This window comes from Swingsia samuiensis, assembly GCF_006542355.1.
GTDB lineage: Bacteria > Pseudomonadota > Alphaproteobacteria > Acetobacterales > Acetobacteraceae > Gluconobacter > Gluconobacter samuiensis.
In genome coordinates, this window is sequence record NZ_CP038141.1 from 452646 (window position 1) to 467997 (window position 15352).

General features: G+C 45.2%; 18 protein-coding genes, 2 tRNA genes and 1 riboswitch. Of the genes, 9 read left to right on the forward strand and 11 right to left on the reverse strand.

What is annotated here, in order from left to right; all coding sequences use genetic code 11:
- Nucleotides 1-162 precede the first annotated feature (162 nt).
- From E3D00_RS02150 to E3D00_RS02165, 4 genes are all read right to left on the reverse strand, one after another.
- A complete protein-coding gene (locus E3D00_RS02150; RefSeq protein WP_141459531.1) occupies nucleotides 163-1071 on the reverse strand; it encodes an NAD-dependent epimerase/dehydratase family protein in 909 nt (302 codons plus the stop codon).
- Between the two features lie 175 nt (nucleotides 1072-1246).
- Nucleotides 1247-1528: a cupin domain-containing protein gene (locus tag E3D00_RS02155; protein ID WP_246091466.1), complete on the reverse strand. Its 282-nt coding sequence runs from the start codon at nucleotides 1526-1528 to the stop codon at nucleotides 1247-1249.
- Nucleotides 1529-1558: 30 nt separating this feature from the next.
- Nucleotides 1559-2080, reverse strand: coding sequence for an RrF2 family transcriptional regulator (locus E3D00_RS02160; protein WP_141459533.1), 522 nt, complete (start codon nucleotides 2078-2080; stop codon nucleotides 1559-1561).
- 939 nt (nucleotides 2081-3019) lie between these two features.
- On the reverse strand, nucleotides 3020-3928 hold the full coding sequence (locus E3D00_RS02165) for a hypothetical protein (RefSeq protein ID WP_141459535.1): 909 nt from the start codon (nucleotides 3926-3928) through the stop codon (nucleotides 3020-3022).
- Between the two features lie 659 nt (nucleotides 3929-4587).
- Between E3D00_RS02165 and E3D00_RS02170 the strand changes: the two genes are divergently transcribed.
- The 5 genes from E3D00_RS02170 to E3D00_RS02190 all read left to right on the forward strand — a co-directional run bounded on the left by E3D00_RS02170 (nucleotide 4588) and on the right by E3D00_RS02190 (nucleotide 6192).
- Complete coding sequence (locus tag E3D00_RS02170; protein ID WP_141459537.1) at nucleotides 4588-5082, forward strand: hypothetical protein; 495 nt, start codon at nucleotides 4588-4590, stop codon at nucleotides 5080-5082.
- 23 nt (nucleotides 5083-5105) lie between these two features.
- Complete coding sequence (locus E3D00_RS02175) at nucleotides 5106-5345, forward strand: hypothetical protein (protein WP_141459539.1); 240 nt, start codon at nucleotides 5106-5108, stop codon at nucleotides 5343-5345.
- 102 nt (nucleotides 5346-5447) lie between these two features.
- The gene (locus E3D00_RS02180) at nucleotides 5448-5756 is read left to right on the forward strand and encodes a hypothetical protein (protein WP_141459541.1); all 309 of its coding nucleotides are present in this window, start codon (nucleotides 5448-5450) and stop codon (nucleotides 5754-5756) included.
- Nucleotides 5756-5989, forward strand: coding sequence for a hypothetical protein (locus tag E3D00_RS02185; RefSeq protein WP_141459543.1), 234 nt, complete (start codon nucleotides 5756-5758; stop codon nucleotides 5987-5989). Before E3D00_RS02180 ends, E3D00_RS02185 begins: the two co-directional genes overlap by 1 nt.
- Nucleotides 5986-6192, forward strand: coding sequence for a hypothetical protein (locus tag E3D00_RS02190; protein ID WP_141459545.1), 207 nt, complete (start codon nucleotides 5986-5988; stop codon nucleotides 6190-6192). Before E3D00_RS02185 ends, E3D00_RS02190 begins: the two co-directional genes overlap by 4 nt.
- A gap of 142 nt (nucleotides 6193-6334) precedes the next feature.
- Here the strand turns inward: E3D00_RS02190 and E3D00_RS02195 are convergent.
- The 4 genes from E3D00_RS02195 to gatC form a co-directional block, all read right to left on the reverse strand.
- A tRNA-Ser gene (locus E3D00_RS02195) sits at nucleotides 6335-6426 on the reverse strand.
- Between the two features lie 85 nt (nucleotides 6427-6511).
- A complete protein-coding gene (gene gatB, locus E3D00_RS02200; RefSeq protein WP_141459547.1) occupies nucleotides 6512-7969 on the reverse strand; it encodes an Asp-tRNA(Asn)/Glu-tRNA(Gln) amidotransferase subunit GatB in 1458 nt (485 codons plus the stop codon).
- The gene (gatA, locus tag E3D00_RS02205) at nucleotides 7966-9453 is read right to left on the reverse strand and encodes an Asp-tRNA(Asn)/Glu-tRNA(Gln) amidotransferase subunit GatA (protein ID WP_141459549.1); all 1488 of its coding nucleotides are present in this window, start codon (nucleotides 9451-9453) and stop codon (nucleotides 7966-7968) included. The genes gatB and gatA overlap by 4 nt, the downstream gene beginning before the upstream one ends.
- Nucleotides 9453-9740, reverse strand: coding sequence for an Asp-tRNA(Asn)/Glu-tRNA(Gln) amidotransferase subunit GatC (gene gatC / locus E3D00_RS02210; protein WP_141459551.1), 288 nt, complete (start codon nucleotides 9738-9740; stop codon nucleotides 9453-9455). Before gatC ends, gatA begins: the two co-directional genes overlap by 1 nt.
- A 69-nt stretch (nucleotides 9741-9809) precedes the next feature.
- Here gatC and ruvX point away from each other — a divergent pair, with 69 nt between their 5' ends.
- Nucleotides 9810-10277 carry a Holliday junction resolvase RuvX gene (ruvX, locus tag E3D00_RS02215; protein WP_141462330.1) on the forward strand — a complete coding sequence of 156 codons (468 nt, stop codon included), beginning with the start codon at nucleotides 9810-9812 and terminating at the stop codon, nucleotides 10275-10277.
- On the opposite strand, the gene E3D00_RS10500 is transcribed toward ruvX, so the two are convergent.
- Entirely contained in the window at nucleotides 10270-10419 is a 150-nt protein-coding gene (locus E3D00_RS10500) for a hypothetical protein (RefSeq protein WP_181441981.1), read from the reverse strand. The two genes, ruvX and E3D00_RS10500, sit on opposite strands and share 8 nt — an antisense overlap.
- A 248-nt stretch (nucleotides 10420-10667) precedes the next feature.
- On the opposite strand from E3D00_RS10500, the gene E3D00_RS02220 reads away from it, so the two are divergent.
- Complete coding sequence (locus E3D00_RS02220; protein ID WP_141459553.1) at nucleotides 10668-11435, forward strand: DUF421 domain-containing protein; 768 nt, start codon at nucleotides 10668-10670, stop codon at nucleotides 11433-11435.
- Nucleotides 11436-11483: 48 nt separating this feature from the next.
- Here the strand turns inward: E3D00_RS02220 and rlmB are convergent, their stop codons facing one another.
- Nucleotides 11484-12311 (reverse strand): 23S rRNA (guanosine(2251)-2'-O)-methyltransferase RlmB, encoded by an 828-nt coding sequence (gene rlmB / locus E3D00_RS02225; protein ID WP_141459555.1) that lies wholly within the window; start codon nucleotides 12309-12311, stop codon nucleotides 11484-11486.
- Nucleotides 12312-12345: 34 nt separating this feature from the next.
- On the opposite strand from rlmB, the gene E3D00_RS02230 reads away from it, so the two are divergent.
- Together E3D00_RS02230 and E3D00_RS02235 are read left to right on the forward strand one after the other, a co-directional pair.
- Nucleotides 12346-12431, forward strand: a tRNA-Tyr gene (locus tag E3D00_RS02230).
- Between the two features lie 15 nt (nucleotides 12432-12446).
- Nucleotides 12447-12526, forward strand: a riboswitch (Fluoride riboswitch).
- Between the two features lie 36 nt (nucleotides 12527-12562).
- A complete protein-coding gene (locus E3D00_RS02235) occupies nucleotides 12563-13918 on the forward strand; it encodes a voltage-gated chloride channel family protein (RefSeq protein WP_141459557.1) in 1356 nt (451 codons plus the stop codon).
- Nucleotides 13919-13937: 19 nt separating this feature from the next.
- Here the strand turns inward: E3D00_RS02235 and E3D00_RS02240 are convergent, their stop codons facing one another.
- Nucleotides 13938-15335: a cytochrome c gene (locus E3D00_RS02240; RefSeq protein WP_141459559.1), complete on the reverse strand. Its 1398-nt coding sequence runs from the start codon at nucleotides 15333-15335 to the stop codon at nucleotides 13938-13940.
- Nucleotides 15336-15352: the final 17 nt, after the last annotated feature.

Below are 15352 nucleotides of genomic sequence, written 5' to 3' on the forward strand. Positions count from 1 at the left end.
AGAGGCCAAGCTTTCTCTGCGCATTAATGCTTTAATACGCATGCTACATACAATATTTCGAGCATTTTTCACATCGTTGTATAAAACAATACATATTTTATCAAATAACGAACGGCCACCCTCAGCCTCTTACAAGCACAGAATCATCTTTGCTTTTGTCATTTATTGCTTCACCCAAGGTTGTACGCGAGGAGCAAAAGCAAGCTGTTTTTTTGCTTTCTGAGGAGAAGCTCCATCTAAATTGTTGTAATAATAGACGCTTTCTATCCCCATTAAACGAGTGGCCTCACTTTCTTCCATAAAAACCGGCTGAGCCGCACCGCTCCAATGCGCATAAAAAGATAACCACTCACACATTTGAACAGGATGATCATCCACAATATTATAAATGCCAGCCGGAGCTTGCAAAGCGGCAATCGTTGCAGATACAGCGTCTTCCACATGAACAAATGATAGAATACTGCTCCCTCTCCCGATGAGAGGCACTTCTACATTGCGAAAATGCTGGCTAAATGCGCCATTTAAAGAATACCACGTTCTTGGCCCATAGAAAAAACCATATCGCAATGCCACTCCCTCCATAGGGCTCTCCAAAACCCTTTTTTCCAAGGCGGCATACATTCTTGAACTTTCTCCAATGTGGCCGGGCGCATCCATCTTAAATGTCGAACTTTCATCCGCAAGGCCACCGTTTTCAGCATTCAAATAGAAGCCGCTTGATTGCTGAATATATCGCTTTACACCGCATGCGTGAGCCGCAGCATGTAAATTTCCCCCTCCTTCCAAGCGTAGTTTCTTATCTGCTGGCAAACGTTCGGCTAACTCAAATGGAGAAGATGGGAGAGAAGTAAGCTGATCGATAACAACATCAGGACGAATATCTTCCATAATAGACATAATATTCGTTCGGTCCAATACATTCCCTTTAACAGCACAAGCCCCAAGTTCAGCAATAAAGGAAAGGCTTTCAGGCCTTTGCGCCATTCCCCATACATCATGGCCAGCTTTTAATAACTGTACCATTAATGGCCGACCAAGCGCTCCGCTCGCGCCTGCAACAAAAATTTTCATATTTTATTTTCCAATATATTTATTCTGAAAAGTTATCGAACAGGCGTGACAAACGGGTTGTTTTTATTTTTTACAAAAAAAGCCAAAAATTGCGCGGGCTCGGTCTTACTCATATTGCGTCCTATAATATGGACATCGTCAGGCCCTTCAAAAAAAGTCTGCCCCGCATGCAGTTTTACAAGTGCGCCCCCTTTGACTTACATGGTTGCATGGCTATTACACCTTGCAAAACATACACAAATACAGATGCGTTATGTCTATGAATGGGGTCCGATGCGCCCGGGGGATAATCCACCCTTAACAAAGCACCCTCCTCCCCCGATAAACCTTTTAAATCATGTATGATTAAAGGTGTCACTTGTGTAACAGAAGCAGCGTGTGCTGTAGAAAAGCTCACCCCCCAGCCACACAAAACAAGAGAGTATAAAAGTTTTTTAGCATATATAAATCCTACCATCCGAATGATGAATTATTTTAAGAACACTTACTATGTTTTGCTTTTCCTAGCCCGACGCATCTCAATACGCTCATCAAACCAAGATTGAACTTCATCTAAAAAAACATCCGGCGCTTTATTTTTAACTGTTAGGACTAAGTCTGCGAGAGATGTCTTTGCTAGTTCCGCACGCATAGCCTGCTCTGCACGCAACATAACGGCATGAATACTACAAACCCCTTGGGACGCCCACGCAGGCGGTTGCTCAGAAAACAGGATGCAACGCTCTCGAATTTCCTGACAGTTAAAAACTGTTTTGCGTCCTTCAACAGCTTCGACAACGTCAAGCACGCAAATATCTTCTGGAGGACGCGCTAATTTATATCCCCCTCGGACCCCTTCTGAGGATTGCAAAATCCCTGCTTTTTCTAATTTTGGCAGAATCTTCGCCATCAACGCAGCAGGAATATTCTGCAATTCCGCTAAATCCATACTGCTTATCGAAGCGGGATTATCCACCAGCCAAAGCAAGCTGTGCAAAACATATTCAGTGCTTGTACCATAAAGTGCCATACGCGGACTATATTAGTCCGTATTTAATTTACAAGACTAAAAAGCTGATTCAACACAGGCTGTCAAAACTGAATATTAAAAAGATAATTCTATGGTGTCCGTGAGAGGATTCGAACCTCCGACCCCAGGATTCATACTACTTCGATTTTCACCGCCATGCCGCAAAATACAACATGTTCGTAGTCTGGACTGTCTCTTTGCCACAACGTTTTAACGTTAAGGCACCACCCGTACAGTCTCTACACCTTCTGCTTACACAGCTTGGCTCGGGATTGGCACGAGATAACCTCAGAGCGTTCCCCGAATTTGAGTGGATCCACTATAAAGTTTCCTCTATAGCGCCCAATTAAACCTTAGGAATCCTGTGCTCTATCCTACTGAGCTACACGGACACACCCTGGAAACATAAATTCCAACACCAGAAATAGCAAGGTTATTTTAATATCAATCCAAACTCAAAGCCGGAGGCACTTCAAACGATAAAGAGGAAAGTGTCAGAATTAAGCACCATCTAATTTGAAGATATACCATCCTCCTCGATGAGCTGCCTCATAATGATCGAGAGTATAATGATGAAGCTGTGCCCACCAGAACAATAACGGATGAGAAAACACTGTGAAGAACAAAAACAAAAAAAGTCCAGAACCTAAAAGTATAATCTCGATCGTTTGATCATTTATATTATTTCTTACGTACGCAACTAACATTGAAAGAAATAAAAAAATAAAAAGAAGTGCATCAAAATTTATAAAAATTGTACTATAGACTGTGATCGTTTTATCATTTTTATTAAAATCTAGAATTCTTTGAATAGTTTCGAACAGTGAGTAAGAACATATGATTGATATGACTCCTAAAACACTTAACCTAAATAAAGCTTTGTTACGTGGAGTTTTATAAATCACACATTTTCTAAGAAAAGGCATTTTCAATGCACTCCTAAGCCCTAACTTTTAGGACATTCTTCCAATATAGATATTCAAAATACACTCCAGGATGAGTTACAAATTCTTTGTAATCAGCTCCAAGATCTTCAACATATTCTATTGCACTTTCAATCGGGTTATTTACTTCCACTTCTTTAGCTATAGCAATAGCTTTTTCTGTTATTTTATACTGTGAATCCCATTGAGATAATTTATAGCCTGCATAGACGCATGTTGCGGATACAAGACAGCAAGTTAAAACAACAGGGGCACCGCCGGCGATTAAAACAGACCCCACAACAACCCCAGCTGCCGTTCCCAGTACAGCCTGAACGACGTCACTTAAAATAGTAACCCCTAAGCGAGTCATATCAAATTTATCTTGCAAACATTCATGTACCACATCCATTGCAATCAGACACACAACAGCCACCTTGACACCTTTAGCAGCCTCTTTCAGCATTTCCGCACGCCCAATAACAAGGCCCATTTCTTGAACCAATGTCTTTTCATCAAATAGCGCATCCCTATTAAAACTGCCTTCTTTTACTTTTATACTCAGAGTTTGATACACACGATCACGCAAACTAAGAGGCCCTTTTACTATAACGACTTCTTTTCCGGTCTTTGTTGTCGTAAATAAGAAAGTAGCAGACAAACCCAAAAACCAAATTTGTTTCGCTGCGCTTTTTCCACTAGAAATAGCATCGCGCCAACCAAACATATCTATATTTGTTTTGTCCTTTAGCCATTCATTTCCCTGATCCACTCTTCTAGCGATGGAGGGTGCAGGATTGCCTACGCCTGAACCCAACTTCCAAATAGGATCAAGACTATTTTGCCCCTCTATCGCAGACAACGCCTGAAATTGCGCTGGAGACATAAAAATCATTGTTGTGTCATTAGGCGGAACAGCACTCATAAAATCTTTTATATCCTACGGCTCAGTCGTATCTTTTGAAAAAAACCAATACGCTCATATTTGTGAGAATAAATAAACTCTCGTTTGTTACCCATTATTATCCCCTCTATTTCAAACTTACTTTCACAATGCAACCCCATCTACTTTTTCTTCAACCAACCGTGTAAATTCTCTTGCCCTTGCCGGCAGTTTCTGGCACATAAATATTAAATTGCATTTATTAAGTTAAAGTGCTTTTTATAATGCTTTCCTATGTGGAATAGTCCAGTCTTTCTCCGTTAAAATATTCATACAAACGGCAACAGGTACCGTCGTACCCGATCGGACAATTTTTACCTTACAAATATTGGCGCGCAAGCTTCGCATTATATGACAACAAAGGTTGATCGATTGAAAGTCACTAGTTTGAGCGGAAACGCCTTCGCGTGCTTGGATGCGACCGGGAAGTTATTCTGTAGCGATACACCATGTAAGTAATCCTATCCACCACACTCCTAGCCACCTTCGGGTGGCTTTTTTTATGCCGAAAGGAAAGAAGAAATGCCAAATATTCAAATACAACTTGCTGAACAAAAGCATCGGCACGGTCAAAGTAATCAACGTTTAGATAATATTAAATCAGCCATCTGGCACGCGCTCCAAGCGGGAGTGCATCCGTAATGGGAGGCGTTGCTGCACGCGGGATTGATCTGGCACAGGTAAAATATGAATGGGTTCAGCCTGCCCTTGCCACTCTTGGGCTTCTATCGCCAGCACGCCTCAATCTTGTCACCGGGATTGGGTTAGCCGAGAGCAACTATATCTGGATGAAACAACTCAATAATGGTCCCGCTCTTGGCTTTTGGCAGATGGAGCCCTTTACGCATGATGATCTGTGGAAGAACTCATTGATTGCACCATGTCGCTCGCGCATTGCTTACGGATTGCATCAGCTTCTTCATGGCGTTGAGCCAGCATCCTCCCAGATGATCACTAACCCGCTTTATGGTGCTGGAATGTGTGCGGTGAAAGTCTGGCTTGCGCCTCAATCCCTCCCTGCCGCCGATGATGCTGTTGGCATGTCCGCCTATCACAAGCGCTGGTATAATTCCGCTCTTGGGGCGGCTGATCCTGTGCGAAATATTCCTGCTTTTAAGCGGGTAATCCTCGCCTAACTCCTTTTTAAAACGAGACCACTATGGACCCTGTCTCTTTGATGCACACTATCGCCCCTTTTCTGCCTGCGCGCTATAGCGCGGACCTCTTGGCGATTGTGACCTTTCTGATTTCCACTTGCGCTTTGATCGCTCGTTTCTGGGCGCGGCCTAAAGATGGGTCAAAATGGCTCTTCCTTTACGTTCTGATCAATCAAATCGCGATGAACGGCAATCACGCGGCCAATGCGGATGATGTAGACGCGCACACCGGCAAAACGTGACTGAACCCTCTTAACCCCGAAGGAGGCAGCGGCAGCGCTGTCAGACCGAACGATCTTTTCAATGCTCCTACTGAGGAGCTTTTTTTATGGGAAAAACACACCATGGCAACCGCCTCTGACGTTACCAAACAACTTGTCACCATTATTGAAAATGCCGCAGGCAATGCGATTAAGCCAGCACAGAAAGCCAAACTGGAAGCGACGGCCGCTATTGTGGGCGGTCTAGGCGATGATATCGCGCCTCTTTTAGAGGAGCGCTATGACGTGGATGCTCTTTTAGCGGGCATCAGCAAGGTCGAAGGCGGCGCAATCCAGATTGAAGACGGCCTTGATGACATTAAGGTTGCGTTGAAAGGCAAGCCTGTCTCAACTCCGGCTTCATCCGTGCCTGTCACAGGCTATGCTCAATAATGTTGGGCTATGCTCATCTTGCCGAGGGCCTTTGTGCTCTCGGTGTTCTGCTCTTTCTGGTGACGTTTTCCTATCGCGCAGGAAAGAACAAGGCCTCCATTGTATCATCCCGTCAACAGGCACAAGCCGCCAATGTCATGACACAGAAATCCCAAGCTATGGCTCAGGCTGAAGCGGATAAACCTGCGACAGAAGATGCTCTTTTAACGCGTCTGAAGGATGGGAACGCATGAAGTGGATTGTTCTCGCTCTTGCCCTCACCGGCTGCACATCGGTGCAATATGTGCCGTGTCCCGTTTTGGTGCATTACACCAAAGACGATCAGGCTCGTCTGGCGTCTGAGATCAAGAAATCTCCACAGCCAGAGACTATTCGATGGCTGGGGGATTATGTTGGGTTACGCGATCAGGTGCGGGCTTGTTCGGGACATGAATAAAAGGGGTATAATCCCCTTTTTCTAACCACGAACCTTTTTCTATATCCCCACAAAATACCCCACACCCAAAAAGACACACCAGAAAATGGAGTAAATAACCGTTGTATGATTGATATTTTTTTGGCTGTTTTCTGCGGTTAATTGGCGGAGGGGATGGGATTCGAACCCACGGTACGGTATGACCCGTACAACGGTTTAGCAAACCGCCGCCTTCAGCCACTCGGCCACCCCTCCGCTTTGAACGCGAATCACACGGCGTTTGCAAGAACGTTCTTAGGAGGGTTTGAGCTTGCGGTCAAACCCCCCAAGAGCATTTTTCTTATTCTGAGAGAAGTTTCTTCAGAATTTCATTCACCAGGGCAGGGTTTCCCTTCCCTTTCATGGCTTTCATGGTTTGACCAACAAAGAAACCAAACAGCTTATCTTTACCGGACTTATATTCAGCCACCTTGTCGGCATTCGCTGCTAGAATCTCACGAATAGAAGCCTCAATAGCCCCCGCATCGGTTACCTGCTTCAGACCTTTACGTTCAATGATCGCTGATGCTGTGTCTCCAGTATCAAACATATCTTCCAGAACTTCTTTGGCGATTTTTCCATTAATGGTCGAATCAGAAATCAAGGCTAATAATTCACGCAGATTTTCAGCACTTACGGGGCTATCTTCAACCGTTTTGCCCGTGCGATTTAATGCACCGAAGAAATCTCCCAACATCCAGTTTGTCGCTAAACGTGCATCAGCGTTTTTAGCAACCGTTTCATAGAAATCAGCAACAGATTGCTCTGCGGTTAAGACGCCAGCTTCATACCGTGTAACGCCATACTCTTTTTGTAGACGGGCTATTTTATCTTCAGGCAATTCAGGTAAAGACGCTTTTAAAGCATCAACCCATGATTGCTCGATAGTTAATGGAAGCAAGTCTGGGTCTGGAAAATAACGGTAATCATGAGCGTCTTCTTTTGAACGCAACGAGCGTGTTTCTCCACGCACGTGATCAAAAAGTCTTGTCTCCTGATCCACTTCGCCACCAGCTTCCCATACTTCGATCTGACGCTGTGCTTCTGTTTCTATCGCCTGCATAACGAAGCGAATAGAATTCACATTCTTGATTTCACAACGCGTGCGATAGCCGCTCTCACCAGGTTTACGGACAGAGACGTTCACGTCTGCACGCATTGAGCCTTCGTCCATATTCCCGTCACAGGTGCCGATGTAACGCACGATCTGACGAAGCTTCCGCAAATATGCCCCAGCTTCTTCAGGTGAGCGAATGTCTGGCTCACTCACGATTTCCATCAAAGCGACGCCAGCACGATTCAAATCAATGAAAGAACGTGTCGGATCCTGATCATGGATAGACTTACCAGCATCCTGCTCAAGATGCAGGCGTGTCACCCCAATCTCACGCGTGCTGCCGTCTGCCAAATCGACAACTACGGCGCCTTTTCCAACAATCGGGTGCTCAAACTGACTAATCTGATACCCGGTTGGCAAATCAGCATAAAAGTAGTTTTTACGGTCAAAGCGACTGAATAAATTGATTTCAGCGTTCAAGCCTAAACCCGTCCGTACAGCCTGCGCAACGCACTCCTGATTCAAAACCGGCAACATACCGGGGAAACCAGCATCAACTAAACTGACATGAGTATTAGGCTCTCCACCATATTCAGCGGAAGCCCCTGAAAAAAGCTTAGATTGACTAATGACTTGGGCATGAACCTCCAAGCCAACAACAATTTCCCACTCTCCAGTATTGCCGGTGATACGATAGCTCATGCCGACACTCCTGCATGAATAGATGGTTTATGAGTAAAAGCGGCGGCCTGTTCAATGACATGCCCTGCTGCGATCAGAGTTTCTTCATCAAAGAATTTACCAATCAGCTGCAAACCAAGCGGAACGCCATGAGCATCCAAACCCGCTGGAACAGATAGGGCTGGCACACCAGCCATACTTGCAGGAACTGTAAAGACGTCATTCAGATACATCTGAACCGGGTCTGTTGGTTTTTCATCCTGAGCAAATGCACCAGAAGGCGCGGTAGGTGTCAGCAACACATCAACCTGCTCATAAGCATTTAAGAAATCACGCTGTATAAGCGTTCTGACCTTTTGAGCCCGTAAATAGTAAGCATCGTAATATCCAGAAGACAGAACATGTGTCCCAATAAGAATACGACGTTTCACTTCCTCACCAAAGCCCGCAGCACGCGTCGCTTCATAAAGGCCATCAAGCGTATCAGCCTTAACGCGCTCTCCAAAACGAACACCATCATAGCGTGCCAAGTTAGAAGATGCCTCCGCAAGAGCTGCAATATAATAGGCTGGCAAACCATATTTTGTATGAGGTAATGAGACCTCAACAATTTCTGCACCGGCCTCTTTAAGCCAGTTCATTCCTTGCTGCCACAAGGCCTCTATTTCTGCAGGCATTCCATCCACGCGATATTCTTTTGGAATACCAACGCGCAATCCTTTTACACCACGTGTCAAAGCCGCTTCATAATGAGGAACTGGGACATTAACACTCGTCGAATCACGCTCATCAAAGCCAGCCATTGATTCAAGCAAAATCGCACAATCCTGAAGATTACGCGCCATTGGACCAGCCTGATCTAACGAGCTTGCAAAAGCGATTGTCCCAAACCGGGAGCAGCGACCATAGGTTGGCTTAATCCCTGCAATCCCGGTAAAAGACGCAGGCTGACGGATGGACCCGCCCGTATCTGTCCCTGTGGCGCCGAGTACAAGCCCAGCGGCAACAGCTGCCGCAGAACCCCCAGAGGATCCACCAGGAACCAGCTTTGCATCTGAGCCTTTGCGTTTCCAAGGGTTTTCAACAGCACCGAATGCCGACGTCAGGTTAGCTGATCCCATCGCAAATTCATCAAGGTTCAGCTTACCTAAAAAGACAGCGCCATCACGCAATAAATTCGCTGTCACTGTGCTTTCATACGGTGGAACAAAATTACCAATAATCTTGCTCGCAGCCGTGGTGCGAATGCCTGTCGTACAAAACAGATCTTTAATACCAAGCGGGATACCGCACAGCTTACCACCCTCGCCCTTTTCCAAGGCTTGATCAGCAACCTTAGCGGCAGCACGCGCTTGATCTGGTGTGCGGGTAATGAAGCTGTTTAAACGGCCATCCAAACGGTCAGCCGCATCAATATACGCGTCAGTTAATTCAACTGCTGAAATCTTACGTGCCTTAAGAGCATCACGCGCCGAAGCCAGCGTTAGGTCATAAATGCTGGACATTATTCTACCACCTTCGGAACTGTGTAAAATGGACCTTCACGCTCTGGAGCGTTCGACAACACCGCTTCACGGTTGTTCCCGTCTGTCTCCGCATCTTCTCTCAAGCGCGCTTTAGCGAGGCCTGTTCCAATCATGGGTGGAACATCAGAAATATCCACCTCATTCAGTTGTTCTACCCAATCAATGATAGAACCCATGTCTTTACCAAGAGCATCAATCTCTTCTGGTTTCAGACCAATTCTGGCCAATCTGGCAATTCGTGTAACCGTTTTCGCGTCGAGCGACATGGAAATCCCTAAAAGCAAAAGAAAATAATGATAGCATTATCAGTGTAAATTAGATCATAACGCTTGGCTATGTCCCTATTCAATCCACAAGAACTTCGAAAAGCGATTCAACCCAACCAACGTGTGCTCGGTTTGGACCCAGGATCCAAGACAATTGGCATCGCTTTAAGTGATGTGTCTCTTATGCTGGCATCCCCTTTCGCAGGGATCCGCAAGCGGAAACTCAAGGAAAATACTCCCGAGATCGCCAAAATTATTAAAGAGCATGATGTAGGGGCTCTTATCGTCGGACTTCCACTCTCCCTTGATGGGGATTTCGGCCCTGCCGCACGCGCCGCCTCTGACTGGACTGAAGCCCTATCTGAACGATTACAGATTCCCGCGTGTTTGTGGGATGAGCGCCTCTCATCAAGTGCGGTGAATCGCTTTTTAATTCAAGACGCTGATATGACTCGAAGCAGAAGAGCAGATGTTGTTGATAAAATGGCAGCAGCTTACATGCTTCAAGGATGGCTTGATGCCACCGCTCTTACATAACCAGTAATCCAATTAATATTCCAGCAGCGGACAAGCCAAGAAGAATAGAAATAGGAAGCATTGTACTCGACATTAAAGATTCTACTTCTTCTGTCGCTTCCAATTCAGTGTTATCTTCTAATTCTTCTTGGTTTTCATTCATAGCCACATCCAATTTTCAAGTAATCCAAGCGTCTTATACGCGAGTGTCTTTTTTATGAATTGAAACAGATCAAATATACTATACGTCAATACAATATATTTCGACAATCACCTCATATTTTCGATTTCTGTCAAAAATCGAACGCTTACTCATAAAAATTATACATCTTTCATATAAAGATTGTTATTAATTCACACGCTTTTGTGAAAGCAGTCCACTTTTGTTTATCAAAGGACACATCAAACGCTATGACCTTTTACTTATTGGTGCTTGTTAAAGTCTTAATTGGCCTTGTTATGGTGGTTGTTTCATTAAACATAACAGGAAGGACACAGTTTAGCCAAATGACGGTTATCGACCTTGTCGGTAACTTTATTATTGGTGGTGTCATTGGTGGTGTTCTTTACAATAATGACATTAGTTTGTGGCGCTACATCATTGTATTGCTGTTCTGCCTCAGCATTATGGGCATCGCAAACTATATCACCAGAAACTGCGCCACAATACGACATGCTTCAATCGGAAAACCCATCCCAATTATTGAAAATGGGCGTTTCCTTGTCGAATCTTTTCAAAAATATAAGAGCAAGCTTGATATTTGCGATATTGCCACAAACCTCCGTCAGCATGGTATTTTTGGCTTTGATGATATTCAATTCGCCCAACTTGAGCCAAGTGGCCAGCTCAGCGTTATTAAGGGAGAGGAAGAACACCCAACGCGCTTTGTCGTTTTCCAAGGTGAATTGTTAAAATATGAACTTGAAGTTGGAGACCTAAAAGAAGACTGGGTTCTGAGTGAAATCACCCATGCGCTTGGTCAGTTTGATCTAAAAGACATATTCTTGGCGGAATGGTGTTATAACCACATGACCGTTATTATGATGGATGGCCGTATTATCAAAGGGCCTTTACGTCCTGAACGCTCCGTCAATGCTCAAGGTATATTAAACTCCAAATATGCAAACGATATTTCCAATAGTCGTTGGCTACGAACAGAAAAAAGATATTTCCACTAATATACATAACATTTTACCCCGATATCATATTGTATCGGGGTAAATACTTTATCGAATAAGTTCATATAAAGCGACAGCCGCCGCATTCGAAACATTCAAACTTTCCATATCACCGGGCATATAGACACTTGCAATTTCATCACATGATTCACGCGTTAAACGCCGCAACCCTGCACCTTCCGCACCAAGCACTAACGCAACACGTCGCTTTCCGAAGGACTGACCATCCAAACGAGCACCACCAGCATCTAGCCCTACAACCCATAAATCTTCTTTTTGAAGAGAGGCCAGCGCGCGCGACAAATTAACTTCCCGAATAATGGGCACAACATCCAACGCACCCGAAGCCGCTTTTGCCATAGCCCCACTTTCTTGAGGGGTATTCCGGTCTTGCACCAACAAAGCACATGCCCCGAAAGCGGCAGCAGAACGTAAAATAGCACCTATATTTCTTGGATCTGTGACCTGATCCAAAACCAAAATTGCTCCCGGACGCCCTAACGCTTCAAAGATTGTAGGGGGCTCTAAAGCTTCAACACGCAAACAAACACCTTGATGAACAGCATCCCGCTCACACAACCGGTCCAAACGCTCACGCTCAACGATTTGAGGCTGTATGCGCTCATCCTTATCAAAGGATGATGCAGCTTCTTTCGTTGCCAAGAACTCATGAATAACGCGGTTTGGATTTTTCAAAGCCGCTTGAACAGCATGCTTTCCATAAATCCAATAACTCGAAGAAGAGCCTGCTTTAGGAGAACGCTCATGATGTGAGCGTTTCCCCATCTTATCAGGTGTTTTTTGCGACAAAGTCGAACGGGAAAAAGAACGTTTAGCCATAATTTTTATATATAATTGAGGATAAGCAATTGACATAGAGATAAAATCACCATATTCCAACCGCGGAGCCGGAGAGGTGCCCGAGTGGCTAAAGGGGGCGGACTGTAAATCCGCTGGCGTACGCCTACGTTGGTTCGAATCCAACTCTCTCCACCACGATCTTTTTTGATCTATGCTCTTGGCAATGGATTCTGCCAGATCTTTGGATCGAACCGCATCATATTTTCGATGCTGATGATTCCTGTCTTTTAAACTTTTAATGAAGTTTTATAGGCGGGGTCTGTCTTATGTCTTCTAAAGCAAAATTATTATCCGCATTGAGAATAGTCCTTCTCTGGACCGCACTCCTCATTCCACTTGGCCTTTCTGTCGGCTCTCTTTGCGCTTTCTTCCTATGGGCACTTAAGGCTGTAACGGACTATCGTCTTTCTCACCCATCTATCCTTTTTGCCCTCCCCATAGCCGGCGTGGGGGTTGGACTGCTTTATTATTGGTGCGGCGGCAAAGCAGAAGGTGGCAATAACCTCATTATTGACGAGATCCATAAGCCTGGTGGTGGTGTCCCTCTCCGAATGGCCCCACTTGTCTTACTCGGCACCATAATCAGTCATCTTTTTGGAGCATCTGTTGGCCGGGAAGGCACAGCGGTACAAATTGGTGGAAGTATTGCAGGTGGGATTGCCAAGCTTTTCAACCTCTCCCCACAATCAACACGATTGCTTTTAACCGCAGGGATTGCCGCAGGCTTTGGTGCCGTTTTTGGAACACCTATTGCAGGAGCCATTTTTGCTTTAGAAGTTCTAGCATTAGGCGAACTAAACTACGCCGCTCTTTTACCCGTTGCAGCCGCATCCATTATCGCGGATTGGGTTTGTCATCTATGGGGTATCCACCACACTGCATATCATGTTGGCTTCCAAGGCGGATCGGCACAAAATGGTTCTTTTTTCCATACTAATGCTCTTTTATTTATCAAAGTTTGCTTAGCATCCATCGCTTTTGGCTTAGTAAGCCGTTGCTTTGCGCGAAGTATTCAATTTCTTTCATCCACCTTTAAAAAACTATGCCCTCTTCCATGGCTACGCCCTGCAATCGGTGGTCTTCTCACCATTCTTCTCGTCGAAATTCTCGGAACGCGTGATTATCTTGGTTTAGGCGTTACATCGCCTTTACCCGATCACCCAAGTATCGTGAATTTTTTTACACTCCATCATTATACGTGGAGTTGGTTTTTCAAATTAATCTTCACAGTAACGGCCCTCTCTACAGGATTTAAAGGCGGAGAAGTAACACCTCTTTTCTTTATTGGCGCAGGCCTAGGGAATGCGCTTGCCCCTCTCCTCAACGTTCCCGTAGATCTTCTCGCAGGGATTGGGTTTGTCAGCGTCTTTGCTGGAGCGGCGAATACACCATTGGCGTGCACGTTCATGGCCGTAGAACTATTTGGAGCCACCAACATCGTTTATTACGCAGCCGGATGCTTTATTGCCTACATCACTTCCGGCCATACCGGGATTTATCAATCCCAAATCATTGGATATCCCAAAAATATATGGTCCAATCTTTTAGCTGGAAGAACGTTACGTGACACGCATAACCTCCCTCCAGCCTCTATTCATAAAACCACATCACAACACGAATGAGGAAATATCCGTTCAACCTTTACTGAGCGTTATCAACGCCCGTATGTGTTTCTGGTGAGAAGGTCCATCCTTCTCCATAAGGTTGAGGAGAAAGCAAACTCCACCCATTACTTGCCGTCGCCCATCCTGAAGCGGAAGAATCTGCTGCGCCTTTAGAGAACTTTCTCACATCACTCGCTTGGACATCCCCATGCGCAGTATTCCCCCAACCATGCCGAACATAATCAACCACCATTGCAACCTGATTAGGCGTTAAGATATTTTGATAACCCGGCATTGCAACAGCCGATGGTGCCCAATTCGTAGGCGGCAATACGCCACCATGCACCACGACATTTACAATGGATGCTGGATTATGTGTTTGTAAAACAGGATTTCCCGCTAAAGGCGGAAACATACGAGCAACGCCTTGCCCATCATTTTTATGACAGATTGCACATTGAGCCACATAAATTCCTGCTCCCGTATTCATCGAAGCAGCCGTATGGTCTAATTCATTTTTCGTTTCATTCTTATAAATATATGCCCCTTGATCCTGCACTTTCGGGAGCGTCTTTAAGTAATGAGCAATGGCTTGCAAATCATCGTCATGTAAATGCTGCGTGCTCCATGCGACAACATCACCCATTCCGCCAAACACAGCAGCCCGATCAATACGGCCAGTCTTCAAAAATTGAGCAATATCCTCTTCCGACCACTCACCTAGCCCTTCTTTACGATCACTACGCAAACTTGGTGCTACCCAATTATCAATGGGCGCTCCCCCAGAAAGATAAGAATCATCCGATGCATCCAAAGCGCGTTCTTCCATCACCACTCCCCTTGGAGTATGACATGCCCCGCAATGCCCGGGCCCTGTCACAAGATATTCTCCTCGCGCTGTAACAGGATCTTCTCCAGGTTGCGGTTGGAATGGCCGAGGAGACGGAGCATACAACATCCGCCAGATTGAAATTGGCCAACGCATCGAAAGTGGCCAAACGATATTTACAGAACGGTTCGGTTTATAAACCGCAGGCACCCCATACTGAAAATAAGCATATAATGCGCGAATATCCGCATCGGTTATCCGAGAGAAACTCGTATAAGGCATGGCAGGATAGAGAGTTGAGCCATCTTTACGAATGCCTTTCCTGACAGCAGCGGCAAACTCATCTAAAGAATAACTCCCAATTCCAGTTTGATCATCAGGTGTTATATTCGTGGAGTAAATGGAGCCTATTGGCGTTGCGATCTTTAAACCACCCGCATATCCCTGCCCATGCAAAGCCGTATGACACGCCATACAATCAGCCACACGCGCAAGGTAAGCCCCTTGTTTTATTAAAGCTGGGTCTTTCAGATCCTGAGCAATACCGTGAGATGCGACACCGATTGATAATGTAGCACCCAACGCCATGATTAAAGCTTTTTTCATTGTATAATTCCTATACA